The 15916-nt window shown below is 43.8% G+C and carries 28 protein-coding genes; 3 read left to right on the top strand and 25 right to left on the bottom strand.

Annotated features, from left to right (window positions below; translation table 11 throughout):
- Positions 1–2: 2 nt before the first annotated feature.
- The 7 genes from AC5ELV_RS11285 to AC5ELV_RS11255 all read right to left on the bottom strand — a co-directional run bounded on the left by AC5ELV_RS11285 (position 3) and on the right by AC5ELV_RS11255 (position 4508).
- On the bottom strand, positions 3–1277 hold the full coding sequence (locus AC5ELV_RS11285; RefSeq protein WP_493430260.1) for a PBSX family phage terminase large subunit: 1275 nt from the start codon (positions 1275–1277) through the stop codon (positions 3–5).
- Positions 1267–2067, bottom strand: a complete 801-nt coding sequence (terS, locus tag AC5ELV_RS11280) for a phage terminase small subunit (protein WP_493430259.1) — start codon at positions 2065–2067, stop codon at positions 1267–1269. Before terS ends, AC5ELV_RS11285 begins: the two co-directional genes overlap by 11 nt.
- Positions 2068–2327: 260 nt before the next feature.
- Positions 2328–2822, bottom strand: coding sequence for a BC1881 family protein (locus AC5ELV_RS11275; protein WP_493430258.1), 495 nt, complete (start codon positions 2820–2822; stop codon positions 2328–2330).
- 92 nt (positions 2823–2914) lie between these two features.
- Positions 2915–3211 (bottom strand): DUF2829 domain-containing protein, encoded by a 297-nt coding sequence (locus AC5ELV_RS11270; protein ID WP_493430257.1) that lies wholly within the window; start codon positions 3209–3211, stop codon positions 2915–2917.
- A 131-nt stretch (positions 3212–3342) separates the two neighbouring features.
- Positions 3343–3660 carry a helix-turn-helix domain-containing protein gene (locus AC5ELV_RS11265; RefSeq protein WP_493430256.1) on the bottom strand — a complete coding sequence of 106 codons (318 nt, stop codon included), beginning with the start codon at positions 3658–3660 and terminating at the stop codon, positions 3343–3345.
- 62 nt (positions 3661–3722) lie between these two features.
- Complete coding sequence (locus AC5ELV_RS11260) at positions 3723–4070, bottom strand: type II toxin-antitoxin system RelE/ParE family toxin (RefSeq protein ID WP_493430255.1); 348 nt, start codon at positions 4068–4070, stop codon at positions 3723–3725.
- Between the two features lie 180 nt (positions 4071–4250).
- Positions 4251–4508 (bottom strand): hypothetical protein, encoded by a 258-nt coding sequence (locus AC5ELV_RS11255; protein WP_493430254.1) that lies wholly within the window; start codon positions 4506–4508, stop codon positions 4251–4253.
- A gap of 259 nt (positions 4509–4767) precedes the next feature.
- On the opposite strand from AC5ELV_RS11255, the gene AC5ELV_RS11250 reads away from it, so the two are divergent.
- The gene (locus tag AC5ELV_RS11250) at positions 4768–5055 is read left to right on the top strand and encodes a hypothetical protein (protein ID WP_493430253.1); all 288 of its coding nucleotides are present in this window, start codon (positions 4768–4770) and stop codon (positions 5053–5055) included.
- Positions 5056–5100: 45 nt separating this feature from the next.
- Here AC5ELV_RS11250 and AC5ELV_RS11245 read toward each other — a convergent pair whose 3' ends face one another.
- The 18 genes from AC5ELV_RS11245 to AC5ELV_RS11160 form a co-directional block, all read right to left on the bottom strand.
- Positions 5101–5586: a hypothetical protein gene (locus tag AC5ELV_RS11245; RefSeq protein WP_493430411.1), complete on the bottom strand. Its 486-nt coding sequence runs from the start codon at positions 5584–5586 to the stop codon at positions 5101–5103.
- A gap of 100 nt (positions 5587–5686) precedes the next feature.
- Positions 5687–5890, bottom strand: coding sequence for a hypothetical protein (locus AC5ELV_RS11240; RefSeq protein ID WP_493430252.1), 204 nt, complete (start codon positions 5888–5890; stop codon positions 5687–5689).
- A complete protein-coding gene (locus AC5ELV_RS11235) occupies positions 5883–6110 on the bottom strand; it encodes a DUF7167 family protein (protein WP_493430251.1) in 228 nt (75 codons plus the stop codon). The genes AC5ELV_RS11240 and AC5ELV_RS11235 overlap by 8 nt, the downstream gene beginning before the upstream one ends.
- Entirely contained in the window at positions 6100–6273 is a 174-nt protein-coding gene (locus tag AC5ELV_RS11230) for a hypothetical protein (RefSeq protein WP_493430250.1), read from the bottom strand. The genes AC5ELV_RS11235 and AC5ELV_RS11230 overlap by 11 nt, the downstream gene beginning before the upstream one ends.
- Positions 6260–7273 (bottom strand): hypothetical protein, encoded by a 1014-nt coding sequence (locus tag AC5ELV_RS11225; RefSeq protein ID WP_493430249.1) that lies wholly within the window; start codon positions 7271–7273, stop codon positions 6260–6262. Before AC5ELV_RS11225 ends, AC5ELV_RS11230 begins: the two co-directional genes overlap by 14 nt.
- A 25-nt stretch (positions 7274–7298) precedes the next feature.
- The gene (locus tag AC5ELV_RS11220) at positions 7299–7541 is read right to left on the bottom strand and encodes an ASCH/PUA domain-containing protein (RefSeq protein WP_493430248.1); all 243 of its coding nucleotides are present in this window, start codon (positions 7539–7541) and stop codon (positions 7299–7301) included.
- A 55-nt stretch (positions 7542–7596) separates the two neighbouring features.
- Entirely contained in the window at positions 7597–8208 is a 612-nt protein-coding gene (locus tag AC5ELV_RS11215) for a hypothetical protein (protein WP_493430247.1), read from the bottom strand.
- Between the two features lie 84 nt (positions 8209–8292).
- A complete protein-coding gene (locus AC5ELV_RS11210) occupies positions 8293–8796 on the bottom strand; it encodes a hypothetical protein (protein ID WP_493430246.1) in 504 nt (167 codons plus the stop codon).
- Positions 8783–8992, bottom strand: a complete 210-nt coding sequence (locus AC5ELV_RS11205) for a zinc-finger domain-containing protein (RefSeq protein WP_493430245.1) — start codon at positions 8990–8992, stop codon at positions 8783–8785. The genes AC5ELV_RS11210 and AC5ELV_RS11205 overlap by 14 nt, the downstream gene beginning before the upstream one ends.
- Before the next feature lie 10 nt (positions 8993–9002).
- Positions 9003–9125: a hypothetical protein gene (locus AC5ELV_RS11200; RefSeq protein WP_493430244.1), complete on the bottom strand. Its 123-nt coding sequence runs from the start codon at positions 9123–9125 to the stop codon at positions 9003–9005.
- Positions 9126–9127: 2 nt separating this feature from the next.
- A complete protein-coding gene (locus AC5ELV_RS11195; protein ID WP_493430243.1) occupies positions 9128–9679 on the bottom strand; it encodes a Holliday junction resolvase RecU in 552 nt (183 codons plus the stop codon).
- A 133-nt stretch (positions 9680–9812) separates the two neighbouring features.
- Positions 9813–10805: a phage replication protein O gene (locus tag AC5ELV_RS11190; protein WP_493430242.1), complete on the bottom strand. Its 993-nt coding sequence runs from the start codon at positions 10803–10805 to the stop codon at positions 9813–9815.
- A 43-nt stretch (positions 10806–10848) separates the two neighbouring features.
- On the bottom strand, positions 10849–11271 hold the full coding sequence (locus tag AC5ELV_RS11185; RefSeq protein WP_493430241.1) for an HNH endonuclease: 423 nt from the start codon (positions 11269–11271) through the stop codon (positions 10849–10851).
- Complete coding sequence (locus AC5ELV_RS11180; RefSeq protein WP_493430240.1) at positions 11268–11687, bottom strand: hypothetical protein; 420 nt, start codon at positions 11685–11687, stop codon at positions 11268–11270. The genes AC5ELV_RS11185 and AC5ELV_RS11180 overlap by 4 nt, the downstream gene beginning before the upstream one ends.
- 81 nt (positions 11688–11768) lie before the next feature.
- Positions 11769–12299 (bottom strand): hypothetical protein, encoded by a 531-nt coding sequence (locus AC5ELV_RS11175; protein WP_493430239.1) that lies wholly within the window; start codon positions 12297–12299, stop codon positions 11769–11771.
- A complete protein-coding gene (locus AC5ELV_RS11170; RefSeq protein ID WP_493430238.1) occupies positions 12284–12592 on the bottom strand; it encodes a hypothetical protein in 309 nt (102 codons plus the stop codon). The genes AC5ELV_RS11175 and AC5ELV_RS11170 overlap by 16 nt, the downstream gene beginning before the upstream one ends.
- Before the next feature lie 13 nt (positions 12593–12605).
- Positions 12606–12998, bottom strand: a complete 393-nt coding sequence (locus AC5ELV_RS11165) for a hypothetical protein (protein ID WP_493430237.1) — start codon at positions 12996–12998, stop codon at positions 12606–12608.
- 168 nt (positions 12999–13166) lie between these two features.
- Positions 13167–13412: a helix-turn-helix domain-containing protein gene (locus tag AC5ELV_RS11160; RefSeq protein ID WP_493430236.1), complete on the bottom strand. Its 246-nt coding sequence runs from the start codon at positions 13410–13412 to the stop codon at positions 13167–13169.
- Positions 13413–13577: 165 nt separating this feature from the next.
- On the opposite strand from AC5ELV_RS11160, the gene AC5ELV_RS11155 reads away from it, so the two are divergent.
- Positions 13578–14243 carry a LexA family protein gene (locus tag AC5ELV_RS11155; protein WP_493430235.1) on the top strand — a complete coding sequence of 222 codons (666 nt, stop codon included), beginning with the start codon at positions 13578–13580 and terminating at the stop codon, positions 14241–14243.
- Entirely contained in the window at positions 14243–15730 is a 1488-nt protein-coding gene (locus AC5ELV_RS11150; protein WP_493430234.1) for a recombinase family protein, read from the top strand. Before AC5ELV_RS11155 ends, AC5ELV_RS11150 begins: the two co-directional genes overlap by 1 nt.
- Positions 15731–15916 lie beyond the last annotated feature (186 nt).

Raw genomic sequence — 15916 nt, 5'->3', positions numbered from 1 at the left:
CCTTACGTAAAGAATCTCGAACGACGCGGCTTACCAAGCACGGTATAGACTACATACCGCAAAGCATCCATAGCATGGTCATGCTTCTTGACTGGCTTATCCTCGCCCCGATCTTGAGACGCCTTAGCATCCCAAATGTAACTAAAAAACTCTTTGATCGTCTCACGGCATTGTGAGGATACAAAGAGCTCCTGTTCCTTTATGGATACGGCCACGGACTCAATACCTGGAAGCACGTCATTATCTGCTTCTTCAATCCTCCGTACACCCATCTTTTTCAGTTCTGTTATGAAACCCTTGGCGCTTGGATCAATAAATATCTTCTTGATATTGTCGATCCCTGCAATGAACTCCAGAAAGTCTCTGGCGTAATCACTTGGCGCTTTGGGGGAAGTCAGATCCGAATGGTAATATTCCTTGATTAGATACAGTTTCTTATCCTGTTCCCCGAATAACAGGAACACAGTAGCATTGGTGTGACCGTAGTCAACGCCTACATAGTATTTGGAGAACTCCTGTGGCAGTTCTTCCGGCTTCTTAACACTGATATCCTCGTCGAACATGTCATAAATAACGCCTTCCGCCATCGCCCACAGGCCCAATATATAGCGCTTAAAGAACACACCGCTATACATAGCTCGGTATCTAGCTTTGATACGTTCTGACAGTGACAGGTTATCTTCCATCGTGAAATGAAGATGCAGCAAAGACTTTTCCGTTACCTTATCAATCCATCCGGTCTTGAACCAATGGTACGGGCCGTCAGGGTTGCAGTTAAACCAGAATTTAGAGCCATCCACCGAACACCGACCAGTAGCCTGATTGACGAATGATTCTGGCATCAGGGCCACTTCATCGAAAAACATCCCCGCCAGCGTGATACCCTGAATCAAGTCCTGAGAGCTTTCATCCTTACCGCCAAAAATATAGAAATAGTTTTCCTTGCCGTCCTTGGATATGGTGACCAGGTTATCACTGCGGGCGTCATGCACCCGATAACCACGGGATCTCAACATAAGCTTTAGCCAGAACAGCACATTACGCCGGAAACTGCCTATAGTCTTACCAGCCATCCCAAAGTTTTGCTGGTCAAAGGTGCTCATAGCCCATATAACGTATGAAAAGGACATGGACAGCGTTTTACCGCTCCGTATCGCTCCATCTGCTATAATGCCATCCTTATCATGCACAGAGGATTCAGGCAACCACCATGTAAGTACCCGTTTCTGTTTTCGAGAGAATGGCCTCCAATTAAATTTAGGCGCTTTACTCTTCATCAGCCCATACCTGAGCTGCCTCGGATTTCAAAGCGGCCATAAATCCATCTTCCGTCTCTTTCTCATCAGGAGGGGCGTCTTTTTCAAGTGCCTTGACCTTGCCTTTCAGCACTTCAATACGTAGCCGTTGTTCTTCATCTGCTTGGGTCAGACGACACATTTCCTCATATTGTTTGATCAAGCTCTGTAACCTACCCATAGCACGGCTTTGGGCGGTCAGGAACGTTGCCTGTTTATCCCAAGCAAATTGAATTTCGTGTTCCGTGTCTTCACTGTCCATCTTGTCGTTAGTGAACAGCTTTGACCTCTTAACCACCTTAGTTATGTCGTCCTGATCCTTGACATACATAATCGGCTGCGCCCGCAGTATGGCAGCATACTTGAGTGTAATTTGATCCCACATCATGTCCAGGGGGGAACGGTTTTCTATCTGCTCCATAATCTCTGCGGTTTCGTCCGGCAGAAACTTACGAAAGAAACCGTGAGTAACAGCTTTGTCGTTCCTCTCTGGCCCACCGGGACCACCACTATTCCCTACAGCATTCTGATTACCCTCGGGAGCACCATGACCCGCTGCATTACGATTCCCCTTAGGAGGACCACGCCGCTTTTTGGATGCATCTTTCTTTACATTGGATGCATCTTTTGTTCTGGAGGATGCATCCTTACTCCATCCTTGCCGCTGCTTCCGACTCTTGATTGTCGGGTACTTCACATCATGTTTAGTGGCAAGATCCGATAAGGAGATATCAGTATTTTCGTACTCATTTCTGATCTCTTCCCAGTTCATAGTTACATGTCACCACCCCCGGTTTGGTTGCGCTGGTTGTTTGAGTTGGTTTTGCACTATAGTAGGGGGAACCGCTGGCTCTTAGACGCATTCAGTGCCTCATACACAGCCTCATTTCTTCGCACCCTCCCTCTGACACTTCCCACGTCCACAATACTGCTTACTACCTGTCCACTCCCCCCACGGGCATCCTCTACACTCCTTTGGTTGCTGTTTGGAGATTACAGGCACTGGGGGCAGCTTAGGTGTGTACTTGTTCATTAGTCTTGATTGAAAAGCACGATAGCGGGGCCGCTCAATGTACGAATACCCCCACCTTGCTCTAAACTCATTAATTCACTTGGACTCAGTTGGTAGGTCTGTACGCCTTTTCGTTTGCTCAACTCTTCAGATAAAAGTTTCGTGGAAAGTGAATCAAATATTTTCCAGAACCATTCCCTCTCTGAACGTTTAGGCAATACAGAAGTAGAAACATCCTCCAATGGAGTAATCTTCAATGATTCTGTACCTTTACGCATATTCAATTCGTCTACACTCAATGGCTTGCCGATCACCATTGCTGGACCAGTTTCCTGCGGATAGTCAATATATTTTACTTGACCCCACGGTATAAAGGTTTGCTTGCCGTGCTGGTTCGATATAACAACGCCAAAGTCGTCTACTGTGTGCAGCGTCCGGTTCTCTGCGGCGTTACCGTCCTTCGTCCATACGGTCACCTTGCTACCGATGTGATCAACAATGTTTGCATTTGGCATTACCTGTACCTCCTCATGAGTTGCATTGTGAATGTCAAGATTGGGTATGTGTAGCTTTACGAACAATCCCGGTCCCTTTTGAGACAGTGCCATCACTCAACTACCTGCCAATCCTCAGCCAACATATCAGCCTGTGAAGCAAGCCACCCCGGTTGCCATTGTCTTGCAGCAGTCCACATGGCGATGTACGGTTGGGAGTCCAGTGGTGTGTCTACTCCAATGTGCTTCGCTGTGCGATCGTTTACTTTCGGTCCAGGTTTCTGTGTAGAGTGCGGAGGCAACTTCAAAGATGGCATTAGCACAACCCACATCCCCTTACCGTTCCATCCTGCACGCGCTACCTTCTTACCAGCCTTTAAAGCTTCTAATGCTTGTCCAAAATTTAACATTGTTATCACCCTTTCTGAGAAATAAAAAAAGCCGCCATTTGGCGACTCTATGTACAAAAGAAAAAGGAGCCTTATCGGCTCCCCTGATATTTTATGGCAGAAATATCAAATTACTCATTACACCTTAAAAGTCATACCTGAACGAGTCTGTATGCAGCTTGCTCCTCAGAGGATTCTTTGAATCCAACTGTGAGGTCAAGTGCTATACCAACTTTGATCACAGTTTCGATGGATGGCACAGAGGTTGAAGTTTCCAATCGCGCCACTTGGGCCTGCGTAATGCCTGCTCTCTCCGCTACATCACGTTGCGTAAGTCCGAGCTCTTTACGTCTTTTAACGATTGTATTTACCATACGCGCCATTTCAGTAATGACTTTCTTTTCATGATCAGTTTTATAGGTCAATTTTTTCTTAAGGTTAGACCAAGTTTTAAATTCATTATCTTCCAATATGTTCTCACCTCCATTAAGTGGGATTTTGGAGGCTGTACCACCAGCCTCCACCACAGTAGTTACTTACCGTAACGGTTTACCCAATCCTTCATTCTAGCCTCGGCACGGTCAATTTCATGAACCGGGGTTTGCTGGGTACTCTTCCTAAACATCGTAAGTAGCACCAGTTTACCTTGCCAACGGAAATATAGAATTCGGTATTTTCCGGGTCGTAACTCATAGAGCTGGCCTCTTAATTGCCTTGAATGTGGCATCCCATCCTCGAATCGCTCCAAGGTATAAAAGATATCATCCAATTCACGACCAGCCTGCTTATTGCCATTCTCGGCTTTATCGCTTAATTGTATAATAGCCTTCTCTACCTCGGAGTTTCCTTTCGGTGTTGCGTAATTGATAATTTCTGCCATAAATTATTTAATTCCTCTCTGTTTGATATCGGACGTGTGATATCGTCCTAGATATAATATATCATACTAGATATCAAACGACAAGGATACAATTTATTCAAATATCATTATGACGTAGTGTGGAATCGAACCACAAATTAGCCTGTTTACGTCAAAAACCCGACCGGAGTCGGGAAAGCATTAAAGAAGTTCGGCCGCAAGCTGCTTGAGCATCAACGGTGTTGGAATGAGTTGGCCGTCACCTTTGTTGCCCTTGACGTAAGCTTTGTCCTCATTGGCATAATACACAACGCCCTGACCTTCAACGACTGGATAGCCGCTCTCATCATCGGTTAACGATGTTTGAACGTGCTTGCCATGTTGTGCGGCGTGTTCCTCATCGTGCAAGCGCAGAATGCCGTCCTTACTCAAAAATGCGAAACGTGGTTTTAAAGACATAAATAAATTCCTCCTGATTTATGAGTTAGAAAAAAGGAAACAAAAAAGGACTGGCGCATTTGCCAGCCCTTTACTTGTTCCCTTCATTTCCACGCTATCACTATATCATGGGGAAACCGTCATGTGGTGTTCAACTTAGGGGCAGTTTACGTTCACGTTGTGCTCATTTTATGGTCAAAATTACATCCCGAATATAACCAAACTCACATGTTAATAATAAATGAGTACAACAAAAAAATGCTAACGAGGAGGAATTACCTTGAGTTGGTTAAGAGATTCCGTAAGAAGAAACATTCCCTCAGATTTGAACCCGTTTGATAACTTGACTGAAGGAATTAAGGAAGCTATTAAAGATGCTGCAGAAGACGCTGCCGCTTCATATCATGGGGAACATCCTGATGGAGACTTCGATGACTGTGTTATAATTGCATCTGCTGCTGCTGCTGCTGCTGGCTCTGCAATTGGTGGTGTAGCGGGTGCTGCGATTGGTGCAGGAACTGGTCTGCCAGCAGCAAGGATTGCTTGCAGACGGATTTTCCCAGAATAAATATGTTGCCGGCGAGAGTTTCTTTCGCCGGCTTTTTATACAAGTTTAAAATTCCGCGTCGTCTTGCTCGAAGAAGCCCATAAGCTTCAACGTATTCGCTATGCTCTCAGCTCCCTCACTCATCTTGCGTCGGATAGTGCTGTCGCTGAGACTACGACGGAAGAAAAGTAATGTCTCTTTATAGGTATAGCCCTGAATATATCGGTACTCAATCGCTTTACGGACATCATCATCCTTAATCAAACCGTGCGCCCGGCGAAGCTGCCTCGTATAAAAGTCGTACCTGCTGTAAACCCAACGCTGCTTCTCGATTAGAATCGTGGCGTTGGCTGTCTTGTCTGCATGCAAATCAGTCTGATCAATGCGGCGAGCTGCTTCACCATCAATACCTACTTGCTGAAGGTCCTGCTCAAACTGCTCAAAGTCTTTCATAAGTGCAACCATATCTGTATATTTTTCGAGCAGGAACTTTGTCCGCTGGATCTCCTGTTTAGTCGCTTTTGCAAAGAGTTCCCCTTGTCCCCATACCATCGCCAATTCCCTCGTTCCCCTTTATGTTATAATGGGTTTGAGGAAAGAATAACAATAGGCCCCCGTGCGCCCGGCCAAGGATGCGGGGGCTTTATTGTGTTCAAAAATCCCATTGTACCTGACCATCAGCATGATAGGCCTCTGTTGCTTCTTGAATCAAACCTTCATCAACCCATCTTTTAGGAGCACGCTTCCGGTAATTTTCCCATACTGCAACCCCTGCTTCTATATCACGAAACTTATTAAGCCGTACTGCTTTATCTGTCCAAACCCAATAAGTTGTAGTCTCGATTTGTTCAGCCACTTTCCTTACCTCTGATCAGCCTTTTTATAGCCTCTTTGATTTCGGCCGTGTTGGTTGGGTAGGCATCCACATACTGCGAGGCATCTTCCCATATAGCCTCGTCTATCGCTGAATCAATTCGTTCCCTACTCATACCTTTCACATCTTCATCATCTATTTCTACTGTTCCCTCTCTACATGCTCCGGGATAGCCGATAGACATTTTCCATTCAATTTTCATTGTTGGTCCCTCCTTGTAAAACCAATTCGATATATTCTCCCTTTTTGATTTCCGCGACGGATAGCGGATGGAGTCTGCGCGTGTAATAAGCAATGTAAGCCGGACTGCCAGTCTGAAAAAGCCCAAGAACCTCTCCATTGTCCATGATTTTAAAATACCTCATTGCCATCTTCTCCTAGGGATGCAGGAATATCGTGAAGGTTATAGATGTATACTTCAACATCCCGAAAGGTGTACAACCCGCTCCGACGAGAATTGTAATTCCTAGTCCTTACGATTTCCGCCGAAGGAAAGCGGCCCTTTATCAGCTCTATTAGGCGCTGACGGTTGTTATCGTTGTCTATCAATTTTGGGGAACGGTCCCCATCTTCATAGATAATGTCATATCCTTCCTCTTTAAGTTCTTGAAGCCGTTCTTTGCGATTTCTTTTGTCCGTTACTGGAGTGTCACTAAACGTAGAAATATACTCAAGCATGAAGCAAAATCTAGCTTTATAGTGTCCATTTTCTGTAAAGACTTCATCTGACACATGATGAAACCCGTGATTATTCCACCAATCAGATACAGTATCGGCAAGATGCCTTAGTTGTTCTTTCAGACCATCGACAGGTTTGTTTTCTCCCATTTGTCTTTCTAGTTCACGAATACGTCCATTGGCTTCCCGTATTAATCTGTGCCGCTCTTCTTTTTCTCGTGTGAGCACACTTTCATAATTCAGCAGCTTGGAAATATCAGCAAAATGGCTCTCGACAAGACTCGGAAGTATTCCGGCCATTTCTTGGGATAAGCTATCAGTGTTTATCCACTCATGAAGCTGTTTAGCTACAAAGAACAAATCCTTTGTTGATTTTAGAGCAACTGCCTTTTGGTCTGGATTCAATACAATATTTTTTTCAGTCGTTATAATTGTTTTCTTCCAGAACCCATGATCATCATCAAACCAATCGGCATCAACCAAGCGGAAGGCAAAAGGTGAAATATCAATCTGTTGGTTTTCATAATCCGTGTTATTCTCAATATCATTCATGTTTGCTCCAATTTGCAGCAGCTTATTAACGTTTTCTTCGGTACTTCCAACATAGATATATTCGATTGTATCCCCCATAGAAGACCAATCTTCTACAACAATACTGTTCAAAATTTCTAATTTATCATTTGCCATCTGTATATCTCTCCTTTGGTATAAATTACGGGGCTATATTCAAGCCCATGATTACAAAGCCATCTTTTACATAGGCAGGATCGGACAGGATGTACGTAACCTCTACATGTGTGCTGTTGCCAGTGTATCCGGCATCTGGTGTCCACTCCCTGAGCTTGAGCAAATCACCGCATTGGTAAGGACGATCATTTTTCCGCACTTCGAACGGCTTATCTCCCGTACATACAGCGTGGAAGTAATCCGGTAGTATCTTTAGGTCATGAATCATGATCATGCTCCTTTAGTATAGGTAGTAGGGGGAATGTATCCCCCCGATACTTCAATTAGGATTCAACTGGCGTATCTGCCACGAAGAAATTCCCCCAGCCGTCCCGCTCTAAATGGCCATCTGCTGCTGCATGAACTGATAAACTTTGACCACAGTTTCTGCATTCAATTTCTGCCTGGCCTTCAGGGATATACCGCGCCCCCCTGTCCAAGCATTCAGGATTTTTGCAATAGTAACGCGTTTTATAGTGCGGTATCCCCTCTTTATACTTAATGCCTGTTTTATACCATTCCGGCTCACTTCCAGCCTGTGAAGCTTCATCAAGTGCCTTTTGTACTTTCTCACCGACATTTGTGTTCAATGTTCGTTCTGAATTGAGAAGGGCAGGAATTTTTCTAGAAACAGAAGGATGGTTAATTCGTTCGGCCAGTTTCTCAGCAGCAACCTCCTTTTGGATTGTACGGACCGTTTCTGCTGATTTAATCGTGCTATTCACAACCGCCTGTGCCGAAGATTCTCGTACTTCAATCGTTGGAGTTGTTGGTACAAACCCAAGTGCTCCAAAGAACCCAATAATGACCGACTTCGCATTCTTACTCGTTGCTTGATCCATTTCCAATTCGCCAGTGGCTTGCCCATTTTTGACGCTCATTCTAAACCATGCCATTTTTATCAATCTCCCTTGAAATATTTTTTGGAATAATTTACACGGATTTTGACAATATTCATTCTTGATTACGAACCGTTACTATCAAATTACTTTCAAATGGAATTCTTCTTTTTCACATTCATTTTTCTTGTGGACCAATTCCAATACACCGATTATCTGAAAGCTTTGAGCCACATTTTTAATTGCTTTTCTCCTACGATCTGCAAACGTTGTTGCGCTGATAGGGTAAATATCACTACGGTAGCCCTTCTCCATATACATTTGAGCATCACGATATTTCATACCTTTCACAAATAGCAATTCCAATATGGTCCGCTCGTATGGATTTAATGTATTTTGAATAGATGTTTGTATAAGCTTGGATAGAATTTTGTAAAAATGATATATTTCCGAGCGCTTGTGTTTGAGGAAAGCAGTGGACTTTGCGACACACTCATAATCTTTAATCTGCCTATTAATTTCTGGATTTAATGAAAGCAAATATTCAGTTTTATTCACTGCCTCAAGCGATATCTCAAGGTCACTCCCAGCAACTGCTCTGAGGCTTTTTTCCAATTCAAAAATCCTGATCTTAACCAATTTCAAACACCGCCCTTTTTGTATTGAGGTGCTTGCCATACTCCTGAAGCTGCTTACCTACGGGGCATACTAATTTACAATGCTTATCCAATTTGGATGTGACGTTACCATATTTACGGTTAAATTCATCACGCACTGTGCAATTGGAACACTTCTGATCAAATAACCTGCTTATCGCTTGCAAAGTGTCTTTGCGGTTCATGCCTGCCTCCCTATGCATTGTAAGGAATCTCCTGCAATTCAGCTTCGCAATCCTGGTCTGTCATGGTTTCAAGGAGTATGTCTGCATAACCAATTTCACGCAAAATTTTACGTTCTTCCGTTTCTGTAAACATATTTATCCATCCTCTCTTTTTGGTTGCTGTGTCTTTTCAGAAAACCAAATGTTATCGACAGTCTGTAAATAGTCCACGGGAACACGTCCGCTCGGTACCAAATACCCGTAAATTTCAAGATCCTCTAAAGCTATTGATTTAGCACCCGAACCTTTGTATTCACTCCAAAACCCGATAAGAGATTGGAAGGGCAAAAGAAATGTCTCCCTGCGCTTGGTAAATTCAATAAGCAAGAAGCTGATAGCTCGCCCGATCCGGTGGCTGCGCTCCAAATATTCGAATTGATGATCTTCCAAATTCTTGAGTGGGAAGCGTGTCATGTCCTTAATTGACTTTGCTTCAAAGGCAACCGCCCGGCCCCGGTAAGATCCGTCATAATCCACGGTAGATGGCTTTTCAAAGTATCCTGCCAGAACCTTTCCACCCTTACTCTTGGTGACCTTAATAGGCGTAGGACGCTTATTTATAAGAGCTAGATTGCGTTGCTCATACATTTGATTGGAAAGCTCAATCATGTTTTCAAAACCCATTCCCCTGTTTCCGTACAACGTCATGTTGCTACCCCTTCCAGTTTTCCGTTTTAATAACTCCAACTCGGCAACGATCCGAATATCATAATCAAGCAGCTCGTTTAACATATTTGACGGAGACGCTTTTCCTGTTGGCTTGCCATATACGCTGAGGGTGTCACCGGAGCACGCCCCCTTGTTTGCCTGCCTCCATCCTCTCAGCAAGTCGCATTAGCTCGTCCAATTCTTCCTGAGATACTTCCGGCTCTGTAACTGACGATGGTGTTTGCACAATAGGTATGGGCTGCTTATCACTTCTACCAGCAGGCCGGGGTGGTTTACGCATAGCCAATACCAATTTCCCAAACTGCCTGCGAAAGCTTTCTGCACTTAGCACATTCCTGCACCAAAAATTATCCGTGACTACCCAATCCATTACCGACATAATAAGGTGCTCGTCTTCATGCTTGTCCAGCTCCACCAGCTTACGGAAGTCATCTGCCCAAGTCTGCATATTGCTCCGGGCTGTAAGATGCTCGATACCTTCGCCTTTTGCCATAGCATCGACCTTCGCCTTGAAATACACAGCCATGTTGTAATACTTGTTGTCAGGTCCGTATTTATCAGGCTTCTTTCCCTTTCCCGTTGGTGGGTCCTCGTCCTGACCAGCCGGAGGCGGTTCGGGACAAGAATCTTTATCTTTATATTGGTTATGGTTTAGGTTAGGGTTAAGGTCACGGGTGGACTCCGACCGCTGTCCTTCGTCCGTCCGCTGGACGTCCGGTGGATGTACAACGGACGAATTAGCGGCAGCTTTCTTCTTATCACGATCATTTTTCTTTCTCGCCGCATCCTTTGCCCGGCTCTCTATTAACTTGCCAGCATATACGTACCAGTCGTGAATCACGCTCCCTGTCTCGGTTTTGTCAATAAACCTAGACTCAATCATGGAAGCGTAAAGCAGCTCAGGATCACCATCCCATTCAATTGCATCTGCTATATCCTCTGCACCATATTTGCTTAAATCACCGTCCGGCGCAAAATCCATCGCCCACCACCAAAACATATGCAAATGTCCGACAGCCGTCGGAACGGAGATTCCAAGTTTTCGGCATAATTTGCGTGTTTTTGGGTGTCTATCGGTTCCTTGATGGCTTTCAATCCATGCCAAACCAGTTCCCTCCTTTCCGACAACGCGGATATTTAATGGATATCTACCGTATGTCCGTTGGACGTCCGGCGGACGTCTTCCATATGTCCAAACCGGGTCCACGGAAATAATAGTCTATTAGTTCATTGCGCTTTTTCATCTTCCATGCTCGCCCGGCGGCTGTGTCGTCAGCGAATTGATGGCAAGTACCAGATTCCGACCTTGGACCACACAAATTAGCTATATTCCACGGTTCGCTGCCGCTACCATACTGACTTGCATTAACTAAGTGAGCTTTCTCAAACCATAGGGCCGGACGGCTCACACCACAGCGCTCACAAATCACGTATCCTGTATCCTCTGCTGCCCGCCGATCTACTTCGTCACGCACAGCGGACGTAATGGCGGTGTGGTTTCCCCGTTTCTTCTTGCCCCGCTTACTGCGGGTCTGCTGCTGCTTGCTATAAGGAAGAAAAGGTAATGTCATGCCCCTCCACCTCCAATATGCATGTCCACCCGGAGCCGGAGCCGCAACTCGTATAGCTGCTCGGATATAGACTTAAATTCGTTTTTCCATAACACCATATGCTCAAGGTCTTTCGCTTCCTTGTCCCGTATAGCCAACACCGCCAGTTCCGCAGCGTTCTGTTTATTTCCTCGCTTCGTGTCGCGAACCGTTTCAGCAAATACCCGCTTTCGACGATTATAGGTTTGCATATACCGCCCGTTCATGTAAGCGCATACTCTACCCATTAGTGTGTGAGATTTGGTAAGCAGCTCCACCTTCTGCATAAGGGCGCCGGGAGAGTCGTCCGCTATTCCTTCCGCCGCATCCCGGTACCGCTGAATGTCTTGGATGTACTGCTTAATCTCCCTGATTTTTTCGATTTCCTTTTCGTCCATAAGGGACCCCTGTTCCAAAGATTTTAAAAATGTGCTATGATTCCAATGTTTAAGTTTTACTTAATCGTGCTTCCAACACGATTATTTCCTTGGGTTTTTCTCTTTGCTATTGCGGTGTAATGTACGGCAGTAGTAATTGCAGAAAAGCCCTTCCTCTTTAGGGTCAGGATATTTCTGACCTGAATAGACCGCCCTATCGCAATATTTGCATTGGCCTACCTTCTCACCAGTTATTCGATAGGTTGAAGGCTTTGGATTAATGAGCCCCTCGTACTCTATATTCTTTTCAATAGACTCTTCCAGAGTGTTCAAACGCATAGCAAGTTCATCTATTCGAACGCGTAATTGCTGAATGCTGCGACCATTATTAAGAGCATCAATACTAGCTTGATATAGGCGCAACAACTGAGCACGAATTTGTCTGCACTCTTTCCTTACGCCCAGTTCATGAAGCTCCTGCTCGGTCAAATGCAACAAGGACATATCCAGCCGAACAGCTTCACTAAGCAGTCCGTCTATTAGGCACGCGGCCTCGAAAAACGTTTTGCCCGGTACCTCCATGTAACTGCGATAACCGGAAGCGTCGATTACTGGTATTAAGCGTGTTTCCAAGGTGCATTTCCTCCCTCCGGGTAATCTGCCGTCATTTCCGCGATACATGGCCTGCATACGTCCTGTTCGTTCCAGCGGCGTAGAAAATGATGATCCATACTGTTACCGCATACCGCGCAAGATGGATTGTTATCAACCTTCTGACCATTTCCCAACTCCGCTTTGAGTTCGCTAATGGCTTGGTCAAAGAATTCAACAGTGCCGGCAGCAGCCCGCTTTTGCATTCCCTCCAATATATTCAGGCGTTTCCATGCTGCCCGGCGTTGTTCCAGTCTTTCCAGCGTGATTGTCATACCAGCACCTCTTTTAATTTATTAATTTAGCTTCAAGATTAGCAATTTCAGTCTTTAATTCCCGCTCCTGCTGCTTTAGCGGCTGCATTCTTTTTCTGATAACCCAGTCGTATCCCCAGCCGTTGAGTGTGGCATATTGGATCTTGTACAGAGTTTTAAGCCGCTGTTGCAATTGGTCTATTTCACGCTGAATCTCCAGCTTGTCCATCTCCAGTTTAGTGAGCATAGGCCCAAGCAGTTCCATATCAATTTCATGTTGGCAATTCAGGAATCGGTGCGTTCTTATGACTGCTTTTATATAGCTGTCTGATTCCACATACATAAAAAATTTATCGTCTTCATCGCTTACTACAGGAACCAAATAAGTTACGGGGTGGCCTTTCTGAACTGATACCAGTTGGTTCATGCCGTCTCCCCTTTTTCCACAATTTTGTAATCTCGTCCGGTTTCCAATGAGGTTATGAGGCGCAAACATTTATTGGTTATGCCGGAGAATTTACTCGGGTCGTCCCCAAGATATTTACCTGTTTGGTCAACGACCCTTTCACTGACAATTCGCAAAATAGCGCCTCCTTTACAAAAGATGTTTTTTCCTTCCCTCTTTTTTTGATCCGATAAAAACGGATTCTTTGCCGAAAAAAATATGCTCTTCGGGAACCTTGTAAAGTTGCAGAAGAACAACAGATAAATCGCGAGGAATGTTGGTAGAATCTTTTTCGTATTTTTGAATAGTATCCTTAGATTTTCCCACAATCCCAGCCACTTCTTCTGTATTAAATCCGCAATTCATTCTGGCTGCACGCAAGGTAACTTTATACACGTTATCACCCCCTTATATCGTTGCTGTACTTCCATAATAATCCGGTATTATCGAATCGTCAATACGTTTAAACAGAATTTTTTTAGTTGCAAACGGTAAAAAATTAGTTTATAACGGATATATGGTCGTAAGGACGAACATTTTAAAAGGAGATGAAAATATAACATGGCTCGACGCAAGTACACCGAAGTCGAAGAAAGATTAATGACGGAGATAGCCCTAAACCTTAAGAAAATACTAAATACAAAAAAATGGTTCCAGAAAGATCTAGCAAAAGCGGCCGATTTATCAACGAGTGTCGTATCTGATTATCTAAATGCAAAGACACTTGCCTCACCTGGGGTAATTGAAAAAATAGCCGAAGTTCTCGGAGTAGAAAAAAGTGATATTGACCCTACCTATGCAAAGCTATCTGAAAGAAAGAATCCTGCCTTAGTCCCTTTGATCGGAAATATATGCGCTGGGGATGGTATTCTTGCTAACTCTAATATCGAAGACTACGTTTGCTACCCGTTTCCATCTAAAAAACAACCCGATTTCGCTTTAGAAGTTAAAGGGGATAGCATGAAAGATGCCAGTATCGAAAATGGAGACATTGTATATTTCAAAAAAAGCGATTGGGCGGATTACAATGGTCAAATCGTCGCAGTAGTCTTTAACGATTGTAATGAGGGTATGTTAAAAAGACTAAAGTGGACTGAAGGATCACCCTTGATGACGCTAAAGCCTGACAATTCTGACTATGAAGAAAAGCAGGTACGTCCAAGTGAGATTATAGTTTGTGGGGTTTATATGGGCCATTTCAAACCATTTAAGGAGGAACAACAATAATGAACATGCTAGCATACACTTTTTTAGTACGCGCATACTTACGTGTAAGTACCGATGAACAAGCGGAAAAAGGGAATTCACTGGTCGAACAAAAAGAAAGAATAATTGCTTATTGTACAGCAATGGGATGGGCTGCACCCATTTTTTATATCGAAGAAGGATACAGCGCTAAAACGACTAACCGCCCAAAGCTGACTGAACTCTTAGAAGACGTAAAAGCGTCAAGTGAACCTGGGATTGTAATAACTACAAAGTTGGATAGGCTTTCACGCAGTTTATTCGATATTCTCGGTTTAATTAAATATTTTGATAAATATAATTATAAATATGTATCTCAAAGCGAGGCTTTTGATACTTCCACGCCAGCTGGTAGATTGGTATTACAGATGCTGGGTATGGTAGCTGAATTTGAAAGGGAACGCACATCAGAAAGAGTTAGAGAGAACATGCTTTCTCTGGCCAAAAATACGAAACGAGTTATTACCCGTCCTTGTTTCGGTTTCGATGTAATTGATGGGCAGATGGAGATTAATATTGAGGAGTCAATTATCTTGAGACGTGGAGCCGAAGCTTTATTAGCGGGCAAGCCTTCCAGAACAGTAATAAGGTCATGGAACACAAGAGGCATAAAAACAAAAGATGGGAACGAATGGCATAGTAAGACATTTAGAGAATTATATCAACGAGAAACTCTGATAGGGCAATTTGTATATAATAAAACATATAAAAAAGGAACACAGGTTATAAAAAGGGACCCCTCCGAATGGGTAATTGTAGAAGACCACCATGAGCCAATACTTGATAACGAGACATTTCAACAATTACAGGAATTATTTGCAGGCCGAAAAAGTGTTGGAAAGCACATGAGCGATGATACTTACTTATTATCAGGCTTGGTTATCTGTGGACATTGCCACTCCAAAATGAACGGAAAATTGAATCGGAGTTTTTCAAAGAAACTCAATAGAGAAAATTTACACTATCAGTATCTCTGTGACGGATATCTAAAAAAAGCAAAGTGTTTCCATCACTTCGCTAAAAGAGATGAAATAGAAGCTGTTATTATTGATCGGATCAAACAACTCTCTGTTGCTGCTCCTGATACTCTTGAATTGCTCACTTATTCCAAGACAGAAAATAGTGATACTGAAGCAGAGAAAAAGAAAATCACAAGCAGATTAGAAAAATTAGAAAAGAACATGCAGAAACAGATCGATGCTTACAACGACGATATAATAACTGCGCATGACTTAAAGTTGGCTTCTGAGAGAGCAAAAAAAGAGCGTGAGGAACTTAAAAAAACGCTGTCGGACATAGATGAGAACAAGCCTTCAAAAACAGCTGCGCAGATCGTCGAGAGATCGAAGAAGCTCCTACCGGACATAGCTTCCCCTGATCGATTAAAAGTAAAACAGGCAATCAGGGGAATTATATCAAAAATTGTTGTTGATAATGGCGAAGACATTAGCATTGTTTGGCGCGCCTAACTTATCTCTCATGGTAAGTTCGGCAAGCCCACAATCCCCGCTTTTAAAGCCATAATCAGAACAACTCCCGTTTATATAAAATATGCGTTATGCCATCCGTTAGTTTACCAACCCACATTATATATGAGAACCTATACACGCGGCAAGCATACGGTTATGAAATTCAGGATATTGCTATATCCCTAA

It is taken from the genome of Paenibacillus sp. NMA1017 (assembly GCF_058895805.1).
The sequence above is the reverse complement of the archived record's forward strand: the minus strand, read 5'-3'. Positions and strand labels throughout refer to the sequence as shown.